This window comes from Halopseudomonas salina, from assembly GCF_008641105.1.
The window spans coordinates 1-19,205 of record NZ_VTTI01000006.1 but is presented as its reverse complement, the minus strand read 5'-3'; the positions used below and the strand labels follow the sequence as shown (position 1 = coordinate 19,205).

General features: G+C 56.2%; 16 protein-coding genes. 6 read left to right on the top strand and 10 right to left on the bottom strand.

Features of this window, described 5'->3' with window-relative positions:
• Nucleotides 1-50 precede the first annotated feature (50 nt).
• From FZF01_RS10990 to FZF01_RS10975, 4 genes are all read left to right on the top strand, one after another.
• Nucleotides 51-815, top strand: coding sequence for an EAL domain-containing protein (locus tag FZF01_RS10990; RefSeq protein WP_223825484.1), 765 nt, complete (start codon nucleotides 51-53; stop codon nucleotides 813-815).
• Nucleotides 808-2,247, top strand: coding sequence for a hypothetical protein (locus FZF01_RS10985; RefSeq protein ID WP_150278230.1), 1,440 nt, complete (start codon nucleotides 808-810; stop codon nucleotides 2,245-2,247). The genes FZF01_RS10990 and FZF01_RS10985 overlap by 8 nt, the downstream gene beginning before the upstream one ends.
• A 44-nt stretch (nucleotides 2,248-2,291) precedes the next feature.
• The gene (mscL, locus tag FZF01_RS10980; protein WP_150278229.1) at nucleotides 2,292-2,711 is read left to right on the top strand and encodes a large-conductance mechanosensitive channel protein MscL; all 420 of its coding nucleotides are present in this window, start codon (nucleotides 2,292-2,294) and stop codon (nucleotides 2,709-2,711) included.
• Nucleotides 2,712-2,784: 73 nt separating this feature from the next.
• Entirely contained in the window at nucleotides 2,785-3,918 is a 1,134-nt protein-coding gene (locus FZF01_RS10975) for a methyltransferase (protein WP_150278228.1), read from the top strand.
• Nucleotides 3,919-3,921: 3 nt separating this feature from the next.
• Here FZF01_RS10975 and FZF01_RS10970 read toward each other — a convergent pair whose 3' ends face one another.
• The 5 genes from FZF01_RS10970 to FZF01_RS10950 all read right to left on the bottom strand — a co-directional run bounded on the left by FZF01_RS10970 (nucleotide 3,922) and on the right by FZF01_RS10950 (nucleotide 9,344).
• Nucleotides 3,922-4,071, bottom strand: a complete 150-nt coding sequence (locus FZF01_RS10970; RefSeq protein ID WP_150278227.1) for a DUF2256 domain-containing protein — start codon at nucleotides 4,069-4,071, stop codon at nucleotides 3,922-3,924.
• Complete coding sequence (locus FZF01_RS10965; protein ID WP_150278226.1) at nucleotides 4,068-5,609, bottom strand: cryptochrome/photolyase family protein; 1,542 nt, start codon at nucleotides 5,607-5,609, stop codon at nucleotides 4,068-4,070. Before FZF01_RS10965 ends, FZF01_RS10970 begins: the two co-directional genes overlap by 4 nt.
• Entirely contained in the window at nucleotides 5,606-5,920 is a 315-nt protein-coding gene (locus FZF01_RS10960) for a DUF6482 family protein (RefSeq protein WP_150278225.1), read from the bottom strand. The genes FZF01_RS10965 and FZF01_RS10960 overlap by 4 nt, the downstream gene beginning before the upstream one ends.
• Before the next feature lie 68 nt (nucleotides 5,921-5,988).
• Complete coding sequence (locus tag FZF01_RS10955) at nucleotides 5,989-6,510, bottom strand: TIGR00645 family protein (RefSeq protein WP_150278224.1); 522 nt, start codon at nucleotides 6,508-6,510, stop codon at nucleotides 5,989-5,991.
• A 398-nt stretch (nucleotides 6,511-6,908) separates the two neighbouring features.
• Nucleotides 6,909-9,344: a Lon protease family protein gene (locus FZF01_RS10950; RefSeq protein ID WP_150278223.1), complete on the bottom strand. Its 2,436-nt coding sequence runs from the start codon at nucleotides 9,342-9,344 to the stop codon at nucleotides 6,909-6,911.
• Nucleotides 9,345-9,498: 154 nt separating this feature from the next.
• On the opposite strand from FZF01_RS10950, the gene FZF01_RS10945 reads away from it, so the two are divergent.
• Entirely contained in the window at nucleotides 9,499-11,007 is a 1,509-nt protein-coding gene (locus FZF01_RS10945; protein WP_150278222.1) for an amidase, read from the top strand.
• 10 nt (nucleotides 11,008-11,017) lie between these two features.
• On the opposite strand, the gene FZF01_RS10940 is transcribed toward FZF01_RS10945, so the two are convergent.
• The 4 genes from FZF01_RS10940 to FZF01_RS10925 form a co-directional block, all read right to left on the bottom strand.
• A complete protein-coding gene (locus FZF01_RS10940) occupies nucleotides 11,018-11,866 on the bottom strand; it encodes a uroporphyrinogen-III synthase (RefSeq protein ID WP_150278221.1) in 849 nt (282 codons plus the stop codon).
• Nucleotides 11,867-11,897: 31 nt separating this feature from the next.
• Nucleotides 11,898-13,352, bottom strand: coding sequence for a DUF3336 domain-containing protein (locus FZF01_RS10935; protein WP_150278220.1), 1,455 nt, complete (start codon nucleotides 13,350-13,352; stop codon nucleotides 11,898-11,900).
• A gap of 53 nt (nucleotides 13,353-13,405) precedes the next feature.
• The gene (locus FZF01_RS10930) at nucleotides 13,406-15,184 is read right to left on the bottom strand and encodes a wax ester/triacylglycerol synthase family O-acyltransferase (protein WP_188434407.1); all 1,779 of its coding nucleotides are present in this window, start codon (nucleotides 15,182-15,184) and stop codon (nucleotides 13,406-13,408) included.
• Nucleotides 15,185-15,623: 439 nt separating this feature from the next.
• Nucleotides 15,624-16,706, bottom strand: a complete 1,083-nt coding sequence (locus FZF01_RS10925; RefSeq protein WP_150278218.1) for a calcium/sodium antiporter — start codon at nucleotides 16,704-16,706, stop codon at nucleotides 15,624-15,626.
• Between the two features lie 224 nt (nucleotides 16,707-16,930).
• Here FZF01_RS10925 and FZF01_RS10920 point away from each other — a divergent pair, with 224 nt between their 5' ends.
• Nucleotides 16,931-18,034 carry a DUF2855 family protein gene (locus tag FZF01_RS10920; RefSeq protein ID WP_150278217.1) on the top strand — a complete coding sequence of 368 codons (1,104 nt, stop codon included), beginning with the start codon at nucleotides 16,931-16,933 and terminating at the stop codon, nucleotides 18,032-18,034.
• 19 nt (nucleotides 18,035-18,053) lie between these two features.
• Here the strand turns inward: FZF01_RS10920 and FZF01_RS10915 are convergent, their stop codons facing one another.
• Nucleotides 18,054-18,890 (bottom strand): helix-turn-helix domain-containing protein, encoded by an 837-nt coding sequence (locus tag FZF01_RS10915; protein ID WP_188434408.1) that lies wholly within the window; start codon nucleotides 18,888-18,890, stop codon nucleotides 18,054-18,056.
• Nucleotides 18,891-19,205 lie beyond the last annotated feature (315 nt).

Here is a 19,205-nt window from a genome sequence, read left to right as displayed (position 1 = left end):
AGCATTGTTATCGACTATACTCTGCCCGTATGTGAACAAGAGACCATTGTATGCCGACCCAGATCGAAATTCCCAAACCCTGCAAAGCCTGCCAGGACAACGAGCCACTCTGCTTTGACTTCACCATGGCATTTCAACCTATAGTCGACACCCGCGACAATAGCGTGTTTGCCTATGAAGCCTTGATACGTGGCACTGATGGCGCGGGAGCAGCGAGCATGCTGTCCAAAGTCAATGAAGACAATCGTTATATCTTCGACCAGTCATGCCGGGTCAAGGCCGTAGAGCTCGCCTCGAGATTGCAGATTCCCTGCTATATAAGCATCAATTTTCTGCCCAACGCAGTGTATCAGGCCGCAACCTGCATTCGCGCCACCCTTGAAGCCGCACGACGCTACAACTTTCCGACCAATCGGTTGATATTCGAGATCACCGAGAACGAAAAGCTGGTCGACAAGGAACACCTTAAAAGTATCATCAAGGAATACAAGCGCCAGGGCTTCAAAACTGCGATTGATGACTTCGGCGCCGGTTATTCCGGCCTGAACCTGCTGGCCGAGTTCCAACCAGACATCATCAAGCTGGACATGGACATTGTCCGCGATATCGATCAGGACCCTGTCCGCCAGGCCATTGTGCGGGGGATTATCGGCGTCTGCGAGGCGCTGAGTATCGACGTTATCGCCGAAGGAATCGAGAGTCTGGAAGAACTGACCTTGCTCCAATCGATGGGTGTTTTCCTGTTTCAGGGTTTCCTGTTTGCCAAGCCCGGATTCGAGCATCTTCCCGAGATAAGCTGGCCGGCCAATGTCTGATACTGCCAAAAGCAAAAAATCCGGGAAGGACTCCGTCGCCAAGCTGAATGAGCAATTGCTTGAAGCGCAATTCGAATTACGCAAAGCAGGCAAGGGCCCCATCCTGCTACTGATCGGTGGGAATGACCATGCCGGCAAGGCAGAGATTATTCATACCTTCTATGCATGGCTGGATAATCGCTTTCTCAATACTCGGGCTTTTACCCTGCCCAGAGGGCTGGAAAAACAGATGCCGCGCTTCTGGCGCTATTGCCGGACGCTTCCGCTGGACGGCGAGATCGGCTTTTATCTGGGCTCCTGGTATCACCAGCCATTGAGGGAGCTTTGCACGGGCCAGATCTCCGAGGAGCAGTTTGCCGAGCAGATGCAGGATATCCTGCGCTTCGAGCAGTTGCTGGTGCATGAGGGTGCGAGCGTGCTCAAAGTCTGGCTGGAGTATGACGATACAAAACCCGGCACCAGTGATTCACCGCCCACCACAACGGTGGCGATGCGTGAGTGGAGCGATCTTGAACCTGCAGAGTTCCAGAAAGTGCATAGCGCCGCAGAACTGATGATCGACCTGACATCCACCGAGGGCGCTTCCTGGAGCCGCGTATGCAGCAACAATGCAGAGCAACGGGACCTGTTTATTGGCCAACTGGTTCTTGATGCCATCCAGTCAAAATTGCAGGGTGAGAAACAGAGCGCTCGGCCCCATAGCTGGATTTCTTCCAGCCACGCCCGACTGGACGAACTGGATTACAGCCCTGCGCTGACCAAGGACGAGTACAGCATTCAGCTCGAGTATTATCAGGACCTGCTGCGTCAGCTGGTGAGACACCCCGACTTTTCCGGCCGCAGCCTGATGCTGGTATTCGAAGGCACGGATGCGGCGGGTAAAGGCGGCACCATACGACGCATAACAGAGTGCCTAGACCCACGCTTTCTGCGCGTGCATGGCACCCGAGCCCCGACTGATGAAGAAAGACAACAGCCTTATCTGATGCGTTTCTGGCGGCGCATTCCCGCCCCCGGGACCATTGTTGTATTTGATCGCAGCTACTATGGCAGGGTACTGGTCGAGAGAGTCGAAGGTTTTTGCAGTGCGGCACAGTGGCAGCGCGGCTACGGCGAGATCAATGATTTCGAGCACCAGTTGCGCCAGAGCGGCACCCTGGTTATCAAGTTCTGGCTGGCGATCACCCCCGAAGAACAGCTCGATCGGTTCAAGGCCCGTGAGAACTCGCCGCTCAAACGCTACAAGCTGACCGACGAAGACTGGCGCAATCGCAAGCAATGGTCCGCCTACCGCGAAGCAGTGCACGATATGCTGGAGTTCACCAGCCCCGCTGAAACACCCTGGCACCTGATATCCAGCGAAAACAAACGCCACGGCCGAATACAGGCATTGAAAATTGTTTGCGAAAGCCTGCAACACGAGCTCAAATAGATGCTGCTACCGCTCCAGGGAAGCACTACACAGGAATAGTTGCCATGCGTTTACTACATGAGTTCAAAGCGTTTGCAATGCGGGGAAATGTTGTCGAGATGGCGATTGGTATCATAATCGGCGCCGCCTTTGGCAAGGTCGTTTCGTCTTTTGTCGCCAACGTGGCAATGCCGCCGCTGGGCCTGCTGATCGGCGGGGTCGATTTTGCCGATCTGGCCATTGTATTAAGGCACGCCCAGGGTGAACTGCCAGCGGTAACGCTAGGCTACGGATTGTTTATCCAGAGCATCGTCGATTTTCTGATCGTCGCAGCGGCCATCTTTGTTGCCATCAAGGTGATGAATAACCTCAAACGCGAAGAGGTGGAAGAACCTGCCCCGCCACCCGTGGAAACACTGAGCAAGCAGGAAATACTGCTCGGTGAGATTCGCGATCTGCTCCAGCAGCAACGCCGGGAGCCATAGCAGTACCGAGGACGCCAACTGGGGTATACTGGGCCCCAGTTGTTTGTTCCTCTTCATTTAAAGCGGCATCCCCATGCAAACTTGCACCACCGCGTTTGGCTCACTGGAGCTAGAGCGCTACCCCGTCACCGAAAATCCTACCCTTCAGGCATTCGATACTGCAGATGTGTATCTATTGCAGACGCTTGCTGAACAGCCTGGGGCAGACCTGCCGGTGCTGGTCATCAACGATCATTTTGGAACCCTGGCATGCGCCCTGGCAAAAGCCAACCCAGCTCTGAAACCCCATAGCTGGAGTGACTCCGAGCTGGCCAGGCTGGCACTGGAAGCCAATCTGGCGCACAACCAGCTGGAGCCCGACGCGGTGGTTTTCATCGACAGTCAGCAGGCGCCGCAGGGACCCTACAAGCAGGTTCTGATCAGAGTGCCGAAAAGTCTGGCACTGATGGAAGATCAATTGTCCCGCCTGCGCGAACACCTGACCGATGATGCGACCGTGACTGCCGGCGCCATGCTCAAGCATCTGCCCCATGCGGCGGGTGACTTGCTGGCAAAACATATTGGCCCTTATCAGGCGTCGCTGGCGTGGAAAAAAGCCCGGCTTCTGACCGCCACGTTCGATGCGAATCTGGCGCCAGCCAAAGTTGATCTGACGACCGAGTATTCCCTGCCGGGTGTGTCAGTGGAGCTCACCAACCTGCCCGGCGTATTCTCCAGGGATAAACTGGATAACGGCACACGGCTCCTGCTCGAAAGCCTGCCGACCGCTGTAGGCGATCAACGCATCGTCGATCTGGGTTGCGGGAATGGCGCGCTAGGTATCAAGGCCGCTCAGCTCAACCCCGAAGCCCAGCTGGTGTTCATTGATGAGTCCCACGCGGCAGTTGCCTCGGCAAGGCTCAATTTTGCTCGCGCATTCCCCGAGCGGCAGGCCGAGTTTCTGGTCAGTGATGGACTCAAGGATATGCCACCCGCTAGTGTGAAGCTGGTGCTGTGCAATCCGCCCTTCCATCAGCAACAGGCGGTAGGTGACGAGGCGGCCAAGCGACTGTTTACTCAAAGCAGTGAAGCACTGGATGCCGAGGGCAGCCTGATGGTGGTAGGCAACAGGCACCTGGGATATCATGTGAAGTTGCGGGCCAATTTCGACAAGGTCGAGCAGTTGGCTGCCAACCCCAAGTTTGTTGTGCTCAAGGCCAGCCGATAACACCTAACCCGCTGGAGGTTGACCCTTCTGGCGGCGGCAACGTTCGGAACAGTATTTGACGTCGTCCCAGCAGCGTTGCCATTTCTTGCGCCAACTGAAAGGCAGCCCGCATTGCACGCAGACCTTGCTCGGCAGGTCTGCCTTTTTCCTCACAGGGCGTCGCCCTGATCCAATCGCTTGAGCAATGTCTCGCCCCAATCCCACAGCGCCTGCTGGTTCTTTTCTGTCATGCGGTCCAGGGTGCCATAGATCATTTTCATCCGGTGGTTGCCCTTGAATTGATCGCGGTGGCGCATAAGGAAGTGCCAGTACAGGGAGTTGAAAGGACAGGCCTTTTCACCGGTCTTCTCGGTGACCTTGTAGCTGCAACCCTGACAATGGTTGGACATACGCTTGATGTACTGGCCACTGGAGCAATAGGGTTTGGAGCCCAGATAGCCACCGTCCGCATGCATAACCATACCCAGCGTATTGGGCAACTCGACCCAGTCAAAGGCATCCATGTACACAGCCAGATACCAGTCGCATATCTGTTTTGGCTGGATGCCTGCCAATAGCGCAAAATTGCCGGTCACCATCAGGCGCTGGATATGGTGAGCGTAAGCATGCTCCAGAGTCTGGCCTATGGCTTGTTGCATGCAACGCATGCGCGTTTTACCGGTCCAGTAGAACTCCGGCAGATTCCGGGTGTTGCCCAGCGTATTCTTCTCGGCGTAATCGGGCATCAGTAACCAATAAATACCGCGCACATATTCGCGCCAGCCGATTATCTGCCGAATAAACCCTTCAGCCGCGTTCAGCGGTATATCGCCAGCCTGATAGGCTGCCTGTACGTCGAGACATACCCTGCGGGGATCCAGCAGACCAATATTCATCGCTGCGGCGATGCGCGCATGGAACAGAAACGGCTCGTGATCCGCCATCGCGTCCTGAAAATCGCCAAAGCGCGGCATGCCCTGTTCGAGAAAAGCGTCCCAGAGACTTTCTGCTTCCTTGGCTGTAACTGGATAATCAAAATACTCCAGCACCCCATAATGGTCTGCAAAGTGTTCGGCGACCAACGCCTCCACTTCGCAGGTTATCTTGTCCCGGGGGAAGTGCGGCTGGACCGGTATACGAACGTCTGCGGGCAACGCCTTGCGATTGTCCGAATCAAAATTCCAACTGCCTCCTTCGGGGCCCCCATCGGCATCCAGTAAAAACTGATGCTCTTTACGCATTTCGCGATAGAAAAACTCCATGCGCAGCTGCTTGCGGTCCCCAGCCCAATCTGCAAAACGGGCATGGCTGCACAGAAACCGGTCATCCTCAAGCACTTGCAACTCGGACCAGGTCTCTTTCAGGGCATTAAACGCATCCAACAACCGCCATTCGCCGGGCTCGCAGAGCAAAATGGATGCGGGCTGGAGACGCTTGCGCGCGCGTTCCAACTCCCCTGGCAGGGAACCCGTGTTGTCCTTGTCATCAAGTTTGATGTAATCAACGCAGAACCCTCGCGCTTCCAACTCCACGGCAAAATGCCGCATGGCAGACAGGATCAAGAGAATCTTCTTGGGATGGTGGGGCACATAGCACCCCTCCTCCCGAACCTCCGCCATGAGGATGCGATCAATTTCGGGATCTGCATCACGCAGGGTGACGAGGTCATGGCTGAGCTGATCACCCAGCACCAGAATCAGATTACGCGTCATGTGTGCAAGGGATACGTAAGACGCATGGGGGGCGCCTTGGGTGCGTTACTCTGCCCCGCAGGGCCTATTTCGTCGTAGACATTGTGGTGAATCAGATCAATGGTCTCCAGCGGTATCTCGACAAGCGTTCTGCGCGCTTCCTCGAAGGAGCGGAATGTCCAGGGCCGTTTGTCACCGGGCTCTTTTTTGAGAATCTCCTGGCGACTTTCCAACACCGCCTCGACAAGGTAAATGGAACCCTCATGGGAGAGTACATTCAGTTCAATAATCTGACCTTCACTGGCCATTTTGTGCAGTTCGTCGAGCGTCATCAAATCACTCCGGGGCAGGCATTTGAAAAACTATACCGTTGCCCCGGATGATGCTCCATTCGCAGGTGTTACATATTGTCCTTTTTCACTGACAGGGTGCCTTCGGCCTTGGCGATCTTGTCCAACAGGCCCATGCCAAATGCCGACACAACGAAGGTCATGTGAATGATCACGTACCACATCATCTTGTCGTTGGGGATGTTCTGCGCGTTCATGAAAACCTTGAGCAGGTGAATCGAAGAAATGGCCACGATCGAGGCGGCCACTTTCATCTTCAGCGAGCTCGAGTCCATTTTTCCCAACCAGCTCAGCTTTTCCTGACCTTCCTTGATATCCAGCTGGGAAACAAAGTTCTCGTAGCCGGAGATCATCACCATGACCAGCAAACCGCCCACCAGGGCCATGTCGACCAGCGACAACACCACCAGAATCAGGTCCGCCTCGGCAATGGCAAACAGATTGGGAAGCAGATGCACCACCTCCTGAAAAAACTTGACTGCAAGGGCAAAGAGGGCAAGCGACAGACCCAGATAAATTGGTGCCAGAATCCAGCGGGCAGCATACAAGACGGTTTCCAGTGCACGTTCCATATTCGTTGATACCTTTCTCAGTCAGGTTGCCCGCGTGTCGGGCAAGTTGTTCACAAATACTGTGGATAACTCTGTGGGTAGCCGGATATAAGTAGTGCGCAAGCCCGAGTAGAGCGGCTATCCGTGGCAGAGTACAAAAAACAGCCAGAATAATTGACTAGTAAATTCAAACACCTGTTGGCCACCATTTCATGCAGGCTACAGCTGGACAAAGACCATTTTTACTGAAGCACCTCCCCCTTGATGCACCTCACGGTTTTGAGGTATTGACAATTTCGGAATCCGTCTGCGACTTGAATATACTCCACACGATCTGTGGATAACTCTGTTAGTAAACATGGGAAACAATGCTGCGCGGCATGCCTGGGCTGGCATGCGCGCGATTGTTCATCGAGTGATCAAGTTCGACTGGCTGGTTTCGACACCTCAGCCTCGTTGGAACCGGACTCATCGTCACGCTGTAACTCTGCAATCTCTCGCAGCCGACCAACCACTCGTGCGTTGATGGTACCTTCAGGATAATGGCCTGAATCATCGGCTATGCCGGTTTCCTCGCCCGCCAGCAAACCCATAGCCTGGTCTACCTGACTGACCGCGTAGATATTGAACATGCCTGCCTCCACCGCATCAAGCACGCTCTGATCGAGCATCAGGTTAGGGATGTTGGCCCGCGGGATGATAGCACCCTGTGTGCCGGTCAATCCTCGTGCCAGGCACAGACGAAAGAATCCTTCGATCTTTTCGTTAACACCGCCCACAGCCTGCACCTCGCCAAACTGGTTTATCGACCCGGTAATGGCAAACCCCTGCTTCAAGGGCGTTCGCGACAGAGCGGACATCAGTGCACACACCTCTCCCAGGGAGGCACTGTCGCCATCCACGTAACCGTAGGACTGCTCCAGGGCAATACTGGCAGAGATTTCCAGGGGAAAATGCTGAGCGTAACGACTACCCAGATATCCGGTCAGAATCATCACACCCTTGGAGTGAATGGGCTGCCCGAGCTCCACCTCTCGCTCGATATCGACAATGCCACTGCCGCCGGGGTAAACGGTGGCACTGATTCGCGCTGGCACACCGAATACGGAATCTCCCACCTCCAGCACGGTGAGGCCGTTGCACTTGCCGACCTCGGCACCATCAGTATCAATCAGAATGACGCCGGAGAGCATATCCTCACGGATTCGCGCGCTGACGCGCCCGGTACGGGCTTCCTTGGCTTGCAGGGCTCTTTCGATATGCGCAGTGTCGATGAGCGGATCGCCTGCCAGTTGCCGGGTAAAATCAGCTTCTGCAACCAACTGGAAAATATCGCTGATACGCGCAGACAGCCGCTTCTGGTGCTCTGCCAGACGCGCGCTATGGGTCATGACTCGCGCGACAGCCGCGGCAGTAAGCGGCGCGATCCCCTCTTCCGAGGTCCGCGTCTTGAGCAGCTGAGCCATACTTTCGATACTTTCCGGGGTTCGGGGCAGATCCTCATCAAAGTCCACCAGAACGCGAAACATTTCCTGAAAATCCGGATCCAGGTCCTGCAGTGTGTAGTAGAGATGACGCGAGCCAATGATGATGACCTTGACGGCCAGCGGGATGACCTCGGGCGTCAGCGTCACAGTGGTCAACCGCCCCATATCGGCCCAGGGTGATTCCATCTTCAGTTGCCGTGACTGCAGAGCGCGCTTGAGAGCGTCCCAGACAAAAGGCTCACCCAGCAGCTTTTCCGCCTCGAGCACCAGGTAGCCGCCATTGGCCCTGTGCAATGCGCCGGGGCGAATATGCCGATAGCTGGTAATCAGGGCGCCCTGCTCGGAGCTGTATTCGATGCGCCCGAAGAGGTTGTCGTATGACGGATGGGGCTCATGCACCACCGGAGCGCCACCTGTATCGGCATGACCTACGATCAGGCTGGGGCAGTACTGTTCGGTAAGCAGCTGCTTTTTATAGGCCTCGGGGCGGGGTTCGAGTGCACGCTCGTCAACCAGCAGCTCGACAACGGTTTTCAAGAGGTTCTGGCGGACCAGGTTCAGGTAATCACAGACCGCCTCGTTGCCACTGTATTGCTCCAGCAGCGGCTCGAGGATCGGCTTGATCGCATCGGTGATGGTCTGCTCATTGAGCTCGCGTAGTTGATTACTGGATTCACGCTTCCATTGCGGCAAGCTTGAAAGTGCTTCGTTCAGCACCTCCTCAAGGGTGGCTATGTCCACATGAAAACGCTCGCGGACGTCCTCGGGGAGCTGCGCAAACTCGGCTTCGTCCAGTGCCTTGCCATCTTTCATCGGGGTGAAGGCGATATTCTGGGCGTCGCGATACACCGCAATATTCTTTTCCAGCGCCTTGCGTTCAACCGAATCGATCGCACGGTCATAGCGTTGATTAAAGCCCCGATCAATCGCGCTTTTTTTCTGCTGGAACGCCGGGTGCTCGAATACCGCCGGGAAAGTAGCCAACAGATTATCTATCAGCTTGTTTATATCTTCGAGCAGCCCGCTGGCTGTGCCAGGCGAAAGATTCAACGCCCAGGGCTCGCGAGGCTCGTCGAAATTATTTACGTACAGGCAGTCCTGGGGCGTTATCTGACGCTTGGCTTCAGCCTTCAGATAACGCATTACGTAGGAAAAGCGCCCTGTACCAGGCTCACCCATAACGAATACGTTGTAGCCCGAGCGGTGCATTGCTACCCCAAACTGCAGAGCCTCTACCGCACGATCCTGCCCGAGAATACCCAGAAAAGGCTCCAGGTCGTCAGTGGTAGTGAACCCCAGACTGTCCAGGTCGATTGGTGCGGTAAGCTGAGCGGGCAGCAGGCGAAGAGCATCGGCGTTGTTGGTCATCAAGCGTCCTTCGGGGTGGTTTGCATGCGAAGCGGCATTGTTGCCCTGTCAGCTTCCGCTGACAAGGGCAAAGCAGCGTTTGACTTGACGACCGAAGGTCCAATCGCGTTCTATTAGAGTAAATACTCAAAGACAATAACAAGGTGGCGCAAGCATGCCCTTCACTGTGCAGGAATACATTGAAAGCGATGCGACTGGTCTTGCAGAGCAGATCGCGACAGAAACCACCTCCGCCGGGGAGCTGCTGGATATCGCGCTGGAGCAGTATCATCGCCTCAACCCAAAACTCAACGCCGTCTGCCAGCCGATGTTCGAGCTCGCGCGTGACCGCACACAGCAGCAACTGACAGGGCCGCTTGCTGGGGTTCCCATCCTGATAAAGGATGCTATCCAGGACTATGCCGGGCTACCAACCGGTAACGGCAGCAAGGTTTTCAGCCGGATCCCGGCAACGCGACATTCACACATTGTGCAGCGTCTGCTCAATGCCGGCGCGGTGATTATCGGCAAAACCAACACCCCCGAACTGGCCCTCAAGGGCGTTACTGACCCCCAGGCCTTTGGCCACACCCGCAATCCATGGGATTTCACGCGCACCCCTGGCGGTTCCAGTGGCGGCTCGGCAGCGGCGGTTGCTGCCGGTATGGTGCCACTGGCTGGCGCCAATGATGGTGGTGGTTCGATCCGTATTCCCGCTGCCTGTTGCGGCCTGCTCGGGTTAAGACCCAGCCGCGGACGCGTCTCGGTGGGGCCCGCCCATGGCGAGATTTGGGAGGGTGCCTCAAGTGATCTTGTTGTGTGTCGCAGCGTACGCGATGCTGCCTTGTCCATGGACATTCTGGCGGGCCCGAATCAGGGGGATCCTTTTGTAATCACCTCACCTCAGACCTCTTTCCGCGATCTGGCTGCGCGTGACCCTGGGGTATTGCGTATCGGCTACACCACTCGATCGCCAGTAGATACGCCCGTTCACCCCGAAGCGGTGCGCGCCGTCGAAAATGCCGTAAAGACGCTGCAGTCATTGGGCCATGAAGTGGTCGAGGCGGAGCCCGATTACAACGGACAGGCCCTGGCCCGGTGCTACCTGAACATGTATTTCGGCCAGGTCGCCGCGACCCTGGATCAAGCGCGGGAAACGGGTGCACGGGATGAAGACTTTGAGTTACTGACCCGCGCCCTGGCCGCATTCGGACGCGGGATGACCAGCGCGAGCTATATCAACAGCCACCGTCAGTGGAATCAGTTCAGCCAGGCTCTCGGGACCTTTTATCAGCAACATGATCTGTATCTCACACCGACTATTGCCCATCCGCCAATACGCCACGAACAGGCCGAGCTTCCGGCGGGCCAGACTCGAGCCCTGCGCTGGTTGCTGGCTAGCGGCTTGTTGCCCATCCTGGCTCGCTGGGGAGCGATGGATAACATGGTGGAGGATATGGCTCGAAAGAACCTGACCTATGTACCCTTTACCCAGCTTGCCAACCTGACAGGCACGCCGGCAATCAGCGTACCACTGCACTGGACCGCCGAGGGACTGCCCCTGGGCGTCCAGTTCTGCGGACCCAGCGCCAGCGAGCCTCTATTGTTGCAGCTGGCCAACCAGTTGGAGCAAGCGCAGCCGTGGGCGCACAGGCGCCCTGAAATGAGCAGGATCAACCAATAGATCAGGAACCTTAATAATTTGGTACCGGACCAAGGGACTTTACCAACTCCCTGACCAGCGGCTTCATGAAGAAGCTGCTTTCCGGCATCAGGTCCACTCGCACATCACGGTTACGCAGCTCTTCAGCCACCACGGGGCCCACTGCAGCGACCTTCAATTGCCGCAACCCGTTGATCAGCGCCTGCTCACCGCATTGCCGTCGGCCTATCTGAAAGAGTCTGCGCACCTGGGTAGCGCTGGTAAAGGCAACCGCATCAAGCTGGCCATCCAGAATCGCTGCCACCAGCTCCTCCACCCGCGCGTCTTCCACATCGTCCGCATAAATATAGGGAGCCACGCTACTGGCGATGGCTCCGGCCTCACGCAGAAAATCAATCAGGGGCAGGTTGGGCTCGGTGCCATACAACTGCACCGCTACGCGCCGGCCTTGCAGATTTTCCTGTTGCAATGTGCGGATGACCCCCTCGGTCGTCGGCTCCAGAGCAACGAGATCAGCCTTCAGGCCGACACTACGCAGCGCAGTGCCAGGCTTGGGTCCGCGGGTAAGTTTGCGTACCTGCCCCAGCCTGGCAATGAAATCCTCACGCAAGCTGCCCCCCGCGCGCTCCGCCGTACCGAGCAAGCGCCGCAACCCCTCGCCGGTAAGCAGAATAAGATCATCCCATGGCTCGTCCACAAAGCCTTGTAGCCAGCCAGCTATAGCGTCCTGGTCGGGTGCGTCGTGAATGGATACCAGCGGACAACGCAGCACCCTGGCACCCCGGATTACCAGCATGTCAGCGAACAAATCCAGCTCACGACTTTCCGGTAACGCAATATGCCGCCCGGCCAGAGGCTGCGTCTCGACGATTTCGTTCATGTCCACTCCACCTGCAAAAGCACTATTGTGCCTACTTCTCCCACCCTCGACGATGAATGATTTCATCCAGGGTGCGACTGATAGCGGTGCAGTTGCGGACCATCTCGATTTTCTCCCAGGTGGAACGCTCGCCCTCATACAGTAGCCGATCCATTGCTTCACGCGAGGGCGCAGCGAGCAGTCGAACGGGATGGTCCCAGCGGTTACGCAGGAATATATTGATATCGGCCGTGTACTCCTGACGCAACACCCCGTAGGCCAGATGCTGCATCAGGTTGATCACCGGCGATTTGATACGGATATTGTCCCGGCCGAACTTCATGGCTTCAGCCGTGGTGCTTTTAATCAGGTTGGCCTGGTAATTGATAATCGCCCGCAAGGCAGTGGGCGGCGCGTCTGGATCAGGGGTTATCGCGAGCGCAGCAGGGTTGGTCATGCTCGATATAAAGTGATTCACACCGAATAGACGCGCCAGACGCTTGGCTGGCAGATCATCCGCAAAGGAGCCATCAATCCACTTCATATCCGGCAGATAGGGAACGGTTTCACCGTGGGCGTTTCGGCACATCAGCGTGACAGGGGGATAGATACCATAGATCGCGCAGGAGGCCATCACCGCGGAACGGATAAGCACGTTCGGTGAGGTCACCGTGTTAAGCAGCCGAGGGGCCTGCCGCCGCTCCAACCCGGTCACGGTGATGTTCAGTTTGCGGCCTGTCAGCTCGAACGCCTCCTGAAAGGTCAGATCAGGAATAATCTTGGCCAGATACTGGGTCAGGTTCTCGGCGTCCATCTTGGGTCGTGGGTTGCCAAAGAACGACAATGCAGGCCGAATGGCAGAGGTTTCCTCTATCTCGTGATGCAGACTGTCCAGACTCAGGCGGTGCTCGAGTTCCTCATCCACGTGGGTACAGGCAGTCGCAGCCAGGATGGAGCCGGCACTTGAGCCGGAGATGATTTCCGGTAGCAGTCCCTGATCAAACAGGGCTTTCAGCACGCCCGCGTGGAAAAAACCGAGAACCGCACCGCCACTGAGCATCAACGCCGATCGACCAAAGCAGTGGCTGGCCCGCAAAAAGAAATCCTGCTTCTCTTCCAGAGAAATGATGCTGTCGTCCACCTCATCGAGATCCTTCAGGGCACCACAGGTTTCCTCGATGAATTCGGTTATCAGATCCTTGGTGCCGAACTTGGCCTTGTTATACATCGACGGCTTGCCCATGCCGCCAATATTGCCGTGTATGCCCTCGTTCAGATCAAACAGCAGATCGTGATATTCGCCCTTGCTGCGTAATTCGCGCAGGCGATCCAGACGCTGACGAATGCCCAGATAATCATAGCTGTCGGAGGCGTCCGTCTGTTTCCAGTCCTCCATGCCGTTTTGTGCATCCCAGGCAGCGGCCAACCCCGCCCATTGTTCATAGGTCTCCGCCTGCTCCATTTCTCGCAGCAGGGTTTTGCTACGGACTTTTTCAAATAGTTTCATTGCAACCTCCGGTATGGCTGGCGCCTCTGGCGAGGCGCTCACCGATTGATGTTTCAGCTACCGTCCTGCTTTCTCTGCTCCGTCTGGCTGCTCGATGGCTCTACCACCAAAGCCTGTGCGGCTTTCGAAGACGCGGCACTGCTGGTTGGCACCGCCTCAAGACGCTTTTTCACTGGTGGCTCGACAGCTGGATCAGCCGTTTGAGCAATGGGGTTGGGGGCGGCCTTCTTGCGCGTTGCCTTGGGCTTTCCGGATGCTGGCGTCTTGGCTGCAGGTTTGGTGGCAGCCTTGGTAGCGGATTTGGCTTTGACCTTGGGCAGGCCATCTGCTTTTGCCGGGGTCGCCAGTTGGTTTTTTTCTGCTGCTTTGGCTGCCTGCACCTGACTGGCGGCTGCTTCATAGGCCCTCGCTTCAAGTGCCTCGGTGGCCTGCAGATATTCCTCGGTGGACTCCTTCATGCATTGAATATAGAAGTCCATGTCAGGCACCACGCCCCGATCAGCGACCACGCCCAGATTAAGTCGCTCATAGATGCCGGTCATGCCATGACTTATCGCCATACCATCACAGACGGGCACGAGCGGGAAAACCTCGCGAATTGCCGCACCAGCAAAGTAACGGGTGGTATTCCCGGGTATACCTGGCACATTGGTGATCACGGTATTGATCAGCGGTACTGCGCTGGTCACGTGCGTCTTGTTCTGCACCCAGGCGCCCAGGGCACGCATGGCCGGCGGCATCATGTCACCGGCTGAATTACTCAATTCGCAGAGTATTTCCTTGGCGATCGGAATGCCCCTGGCCGTGCGCGCCTGAACAGCCTGCAGGCGTTCCACCGGATCAGCCATATTGGTCCCGATGGCGATATACATCGCCGATATGAGATTGCCTCCCTCAACCTTCGAGTCCTCTGGACGAATCGACACAGGGCACATGGATACCAGGGAGTCCTTTTCGGGCAACTGGTTATGCTTGGCGAGGTAACGGCGCATCCCGCCCGCGATGATTGCCAGCAATACGTCGTTCAGGCTTGCACCCTTGTGCAACTGACGCATCCGCTTGAGCTCCGGAATGATCCAGGTATAGGCACCATAGGAACGGTGCGGTGATACGGCGGTATTGAAGATGGTCTTGGGCACCCGACGCTGCTCTGGCAGACCCTCCTTGCGAAACCGATTCGCCAGCTCAAGACTCTTGCGGGAGAAGTTGAATCCTGCCTTCATGCTGCGAAATGTCTGGCCGACCATGCGCGGTGCTGTTCGAGCCCACATCTCCATGCGGGTCGGGGCACGCTCGGCAACTTCAACCCGATCGCGGCGGCCGTATTCATGCGCGGAGGTTTCTTCCATCAACGCGGTACTGAGCTCCAGGCTGGACTTGCCGTCAACGTAGGCATGATGAAAACGGATCAGCACTGCAAAGCTGTTCGGCGGCACACCCTCGACGTTGTTCACGCCTTCTATGATGTACACCTCCCATGGCGCACGTTCCATGTCGACACTACGGGACATCGTACGCGCGGTAAAAATGCACAGCTGCCGCCAGTCACCGGGCTGGGGCAGACCCACATGCCGCACGTGATATTCAAGGTCAAAATTCTCGTCCTCCAGCCAGTAGGGATCATCCAGCTGAAAGGGCGCCTGCTCGAGCCGCCGGCGGAAGTAGGAGGTTGTATTCAGGCGGTCGGAAATGTACTGCAGAATTTCCTTGTGGCGCACGATACCGTCTGGCGCAGTGCTCTGATCGCAGAGCCAGAGGCTGCCAATCATCATTGGCTGGTTAGGAGCTTCGAAGTAGTAGAAATGCGAATCCATGGGTGTAAGTTGCTTCATTGCAATGGTCCTCGTGCGCCAAGATGGGTGTAAAAGTTTCATGGTCAATTTCCATGATTGACTCTTTCAACCGGCAGTGTATTGACTCCAATCAAAGATACACGCCAATAAATGCAAGGCATATGACAAACGGCAGTTCTAATAGAACAATCTAACCATGAGACACATCCGAACAATGCAATTATATGACCATGTAGTCACTTTTCCGATAAAAAGATTAGCTCAGGGAGTTGTCAAAGGTCGGAATAGTAAAAAGAAGGGCTCTGGCACGGGACTTTGCAACTGCAAAAAATATTCAGTTCAGACGAGATTGGAAAGGCAAAAAGGGGCATGGGAACGCTATGCAAACGCACCAGGGGGAAGCACGCAGTGACTGACTAACTGCCCTGCAACAGTGCAGGCTGGAGCGTGCAGGTCTCAGACCTGCACGCTCTCGGCATCAGGAGTTGATTGTTGTCTGGCGTGACCCACGGAACAGAATAACCAGTAGCGTCACCGCAGTAAGTGGCATGACGTAGTAGAGCATCGCGCTCGACAGACCGGGTACACCACCAGCGCCCCCGTCAGTGGTCACAACATGTACGTTGTAGACGATGTAGTACGCCATGAACAACAGGCCTTCCCAGCGATTGATGCGCAGACCGCTGATGAAGATCGGCAGACATGCAAGCGCAACCGCGAACATGACCAGCATATCGAAGCGCAGTACGGCTTCAGACACAGCGATGCCTGCCGGCGCGAGCATCGAAGAAACCCCAAGCACCGCCAGCAAGTTGAAAATATTACTGCCCACCACGTTGCCTACGGCAATATCACGCTGACCCCGGATGCTTGCAATAACCGAGGTCGCCACCTCGGGCAGAGAGGTGCCAGCCGCGACAATGGTCAACGCTACCACACGCTCGGAAACGCCCAGACTGGTAGCCATGGCTACCGCGCCACCTACCAGCCAGCGCGCTCCCAGCACCAGCATGACCAGTCCACCGAGCACCAGCAGAATATTGATCAGCGCCGAGCCACTCTGCTCTGGACCTGGCACACCCAACTCGCTGGCGTCATCTGGCCGGTTGGCACGGCGGCTGCTGATAATCAGAAACAGTGTATAGGCCACAATCAACACAAACAGCAGGATGCCATCGAAGCGCCCGAGAGAACCGTCCAGTGCGAGCAGTATTACCAGCAGACTGGCGCCGACCATGATCGGCACGTCAAGCCTGATCAACTGGCGTGAAACCACCAGCGGCGCGATCAAGGCAGACAGACCGAGAATGAACAGCACGTTGAAAATATTGCTACCCAACACGTTACCCAGCGCGATATCGCCCTGCCCGCTTAGTGACGCGCCCGTCGAAACTGCCAGTTCGGGTGCACTGGTACCAAAGGCGACTACCGTCAAGCCAATGACCAGCGGAGAAATACGAAAACCGGCTGCCAGACGCGAAGCGCCTTTTACCAGCACTTCGGCACCAGCAACCAGCAACACCAGTCCGATTACAAACAATACAATTACCATCAAGGTCATGATTGCAGCCCCTCCTGCAGGGCGATCGCCAGCGATTGCGGGCGCATCAATCTAGCACGCGCCACGTCTCGCGCCAGAGGCGGTACAAAAGATTACGTGGGGCGCTTTGGCCGGAATCTCGGGGCCGGTTATTACTCCCTATTGATCCTGTGATTCCGGGCAGACGCAGCGGTCCAGCTCAGGCAAGCTATGCTGAAACCAAAACTAGCAGGGAGTCCCATTTCATGACCGCCAGCAACCAGACTTTTGTCGTTGACCAGGCCAACCTCGACCAGTGCACCACGCTGGAAATGCCACAGGTGAATGCGGATCAACTCGTCGAGGGAGAAGCGCTATTGACGGTCGACCACTTCGCCTTTACTGCCAACAACATTACATACGCCGCCCTGGGCAAGCGATTCAAATACTGGGATTTCTTTCCGGCAGAAGCACCCTGGGGGCAGATACCGGTGTGGGGTTTCGCGGATGTCGCAGCGTCCAAGCACCCTGAAATCAAAACCGGCAGCCGGGTGTATGGGTACCTGCCCATGGCCAATCAGCTGGTAGTCAAGCCAGGCAAAGTCAGCAAGAGCAGCTTCGTGGATACCTCCGAACATCGTCAGCATCTTGCTCTGGCCTATAACCAGTATCTTTTCACCGATAGCGATCCGGCCTATCGGCCCGAACATGAAGCGTTGCAGATGCTGCTTCGCCCACTCTTGATCACCTCATTTCTATTGGATGACTTTCTGGCAACCAAGGACTTTTTCGGCGCCGACCAGATCATTCTCACCAGCGCTTCGAGCAAGACCGCTTTAGGACTGGCATTCATGCTCTCGCACCAGCGCAAGACCCGCGGCAAGCCGCTGACAATTACCGCTTTGACTTCAGCGGGTAACCTGTCCTTTGTCGAAAGCCTGGGATATTACGACCGCGTTGTCAGCTACGACGACATTGATCAACTGGACAGCAACCAGAGCACGGTCTCCGTCGACTTTGCCGGAAACGGCGAGGTGTTAACCGCACTGCACAAGCACTTCAAAGACAGGATGCTGTTCAGCTCGCTGGTCGGCGCAGCTCACTGGGATCAACGCGGTGGGGACAAGGATCTGCCAGGGGCCAAACCTGAGGTTTTCTTTGCGCCGGGCTATTGGGAAGTTCGCGGCAAGGAGCTGGGCAATGCGGCATTGATGCAACGCTTCGCTGAACTCTGGGCACCGCTGGTAGCATCAGTCGAAAGCTGGATGAAGATCACCACTGTCGAAGGGCAGGAAGCCGTTCGCAAGGCTTACCTGGACACACTGCACGGCAATATTCAGCCAGATCAGGGCCTGATCCTCAAGCCATGAGGCCTTAGAGGCAAGTCCGTTACGGCGGGCTTGCCAGATTGGACGTCAGGAAAACCTTGATATTCTTCTGCTGCCGCACGTAGGAAGGGGGATTCCCGTACCAACGTTTGTAGATTCGTGTGAATTGCGCCAGATCGGCAAATCCCGCCTCCTGAGCCACCTCCGTCAACGACATACCAGTATCCATGAGCCGAACCACCCTCAGATGCTTGAGCCAGTTCTTGTACTCGCGAAATGATAAACCGACGTTCTGCGTGAACACCCGGGACATGCGTGTATAACTGACCCCATTGCGCTCGGCCAGCTGTCTGAGACTGATGGCAGGATCCGAGCGTATCAACGCGGTCAGTTCTGCAGCAGAGGGCTTGGCACTCCCCACCGCAGACCCCGGCGCCAACAATTTGTGCATATGCGCCGATACCGCCAGGGTCTGATCCACATCTGCCCGCCCTTCATACAGTGCCATTAATTCCGCGTTCACAGCGTCCATCAAGCCCCGGTACACAGGCCTGAACCCGCTTGGCGGGAGCGTATTGACCAGGTAAGCGTAAAGGGGCGACTCGGGCATAATATAAAAACCCACCAGACCCGCACCCTCAGCGATTATCTTGCGCCGCAACAATGGCCCCGCCAGCAGAGCTCGGGCCTCCACACGCTGATTGCCAAAATCCACACTGAAGGGCTCTGCATAAGCGCTGATAAAGAGTACGCAGCAGTGAGTCTCCACCCACACAGGGCGGTCCAGCGGGTTGCAATAGAAAAACACCTGCTGCGAAAAAATATACAGCCGGTTTTCCTCAGCGGTACCGCGGCCACGATTGTGGTGGGATTGCACGTAATTCACGTCCCCTGCCATCCCTGAAATCTCCATAACTGATCGAGGTATCCTGCCAAAAAGCCAGCAAATGGGCCAATACAAATGACCATTCAAAGTAGAGTTCTATCCCCTGGCTCCCTACTTCTTTTCAAACCAACAATGGATCCTCCCCTCCACAAAAGTCATCCTCCCCCACCCACAAAAGTCATTCTTCCCCCCACAGAAAAGCCATCCTCGCCACCCATAAACGTCATCCTCGCGAACGCGGGGATCCATGTTGACCGGTACTAACCGGGCACATGGGTTACAGATCAAACCGGGCACATAGGTAACAGGTGATAGCGTATTGGCCTC

Coding starts and splice junctions, on each gene's coding strand:
- FZF01_RS10990 (WP_223825484.1), top strand. CDS start 51: ATGCCGACCCAGATCGAAATTCCCAAACCCTGCAAAGCCTGCCAGGAC.
- FZF01_RS10985 (WP_150278230.1), top strand. CDS start 808: ATGTCTGATACTGCCAAAAGCAAAAAATCCGGGAAGGACTCCGTCGCC.
- mscL (WP_150278229.1), top strand. CDS start 2,292: ATGCGTTTACTACATGAGTTCAAAGCGTTTGCAATGCGGGGAAATGTT.
- FZF01_RS10975 (WP_150278228.1), top strand. CDS start 2,785: ATGCAAACTTGCACCACCGCGTTTGGCTCACTGGAGCTAGAGCGCTAC.
- FZF01_RS10965 (WP_150278226.1), bottom strand. CDS start 5,609: ATGACGCGTAATCTGATTCTGGTGCTGGGTGATCAGCTCAGCCATGAC.
- FZF01_RS10960 (WP_150278225.1), bottom strand. CDS start 5,920: ATGACGCTCGACGAACTGCACAAAATGGCCAGTGAAGGTCAGATTATT.
- FZF01_RS10955 (WP_150278224.1), bottom strand. CDS start 6,510: ATGGAACGTGCACTGGAAACCGTCTTGTATGCTGCCCGCTGGATTCTG.
- FZF01_RS10950 (WP_150278223.1), bottom strand. CDS start 9,344: ATGACCAACAACGCCGATGCTCTTCGCCTGCTGCCCGCTCAGCTTACC.
- FZF01_RS10945 (WP_150278222.1), top strand. CDS start 9,499: ATGCCCTTCACTGTGCAGGAATACATTGAAAGCGATGCGACTGGTCTT.
- FZF01_RS10940 (WP_150278221.1), bottom strand. CDS start 11,866: ATGAACGAAATCGTCGAGACGCAGCCTCTGGCCGGGCGGCATATTGCG.
- FZF01_RS10935 (WP_150278220.1), bottom strand. CDS start 13,352: ATGAAACTATTTGAAAAAGTCCGTAGCAAAACCCTGCTGCGAGAAATG.
- FZF01_RS10930 (WP_188434407.1), bottom strand. CDS start 15,184: ATGAAGCAACTTACACCCATGGATTCGCATTTCTACTACTTCGAAGCT.
- FZF01_RS10925 (WP_150278218.1), bottom strand. CDS start 16,706: ATGACCTTGATGGTAATTGTATTGTTTGTAATCGGACTGGTGTTGCTG.
- FZF01_RS10920 (WP_150278217.1), top strand. CDS start 16,931: ATGACCGCCAGCAACCAGACTTTTGTCGTTGACCAGGCCAACCTCGAC.
- FZF01_RS10915 (WP_188434408.1), bottom strand. CDS start 18,890: ATGGCAGGGGACGTGAATTACGTGCAATCCCACCACAATCGTGGCCGC.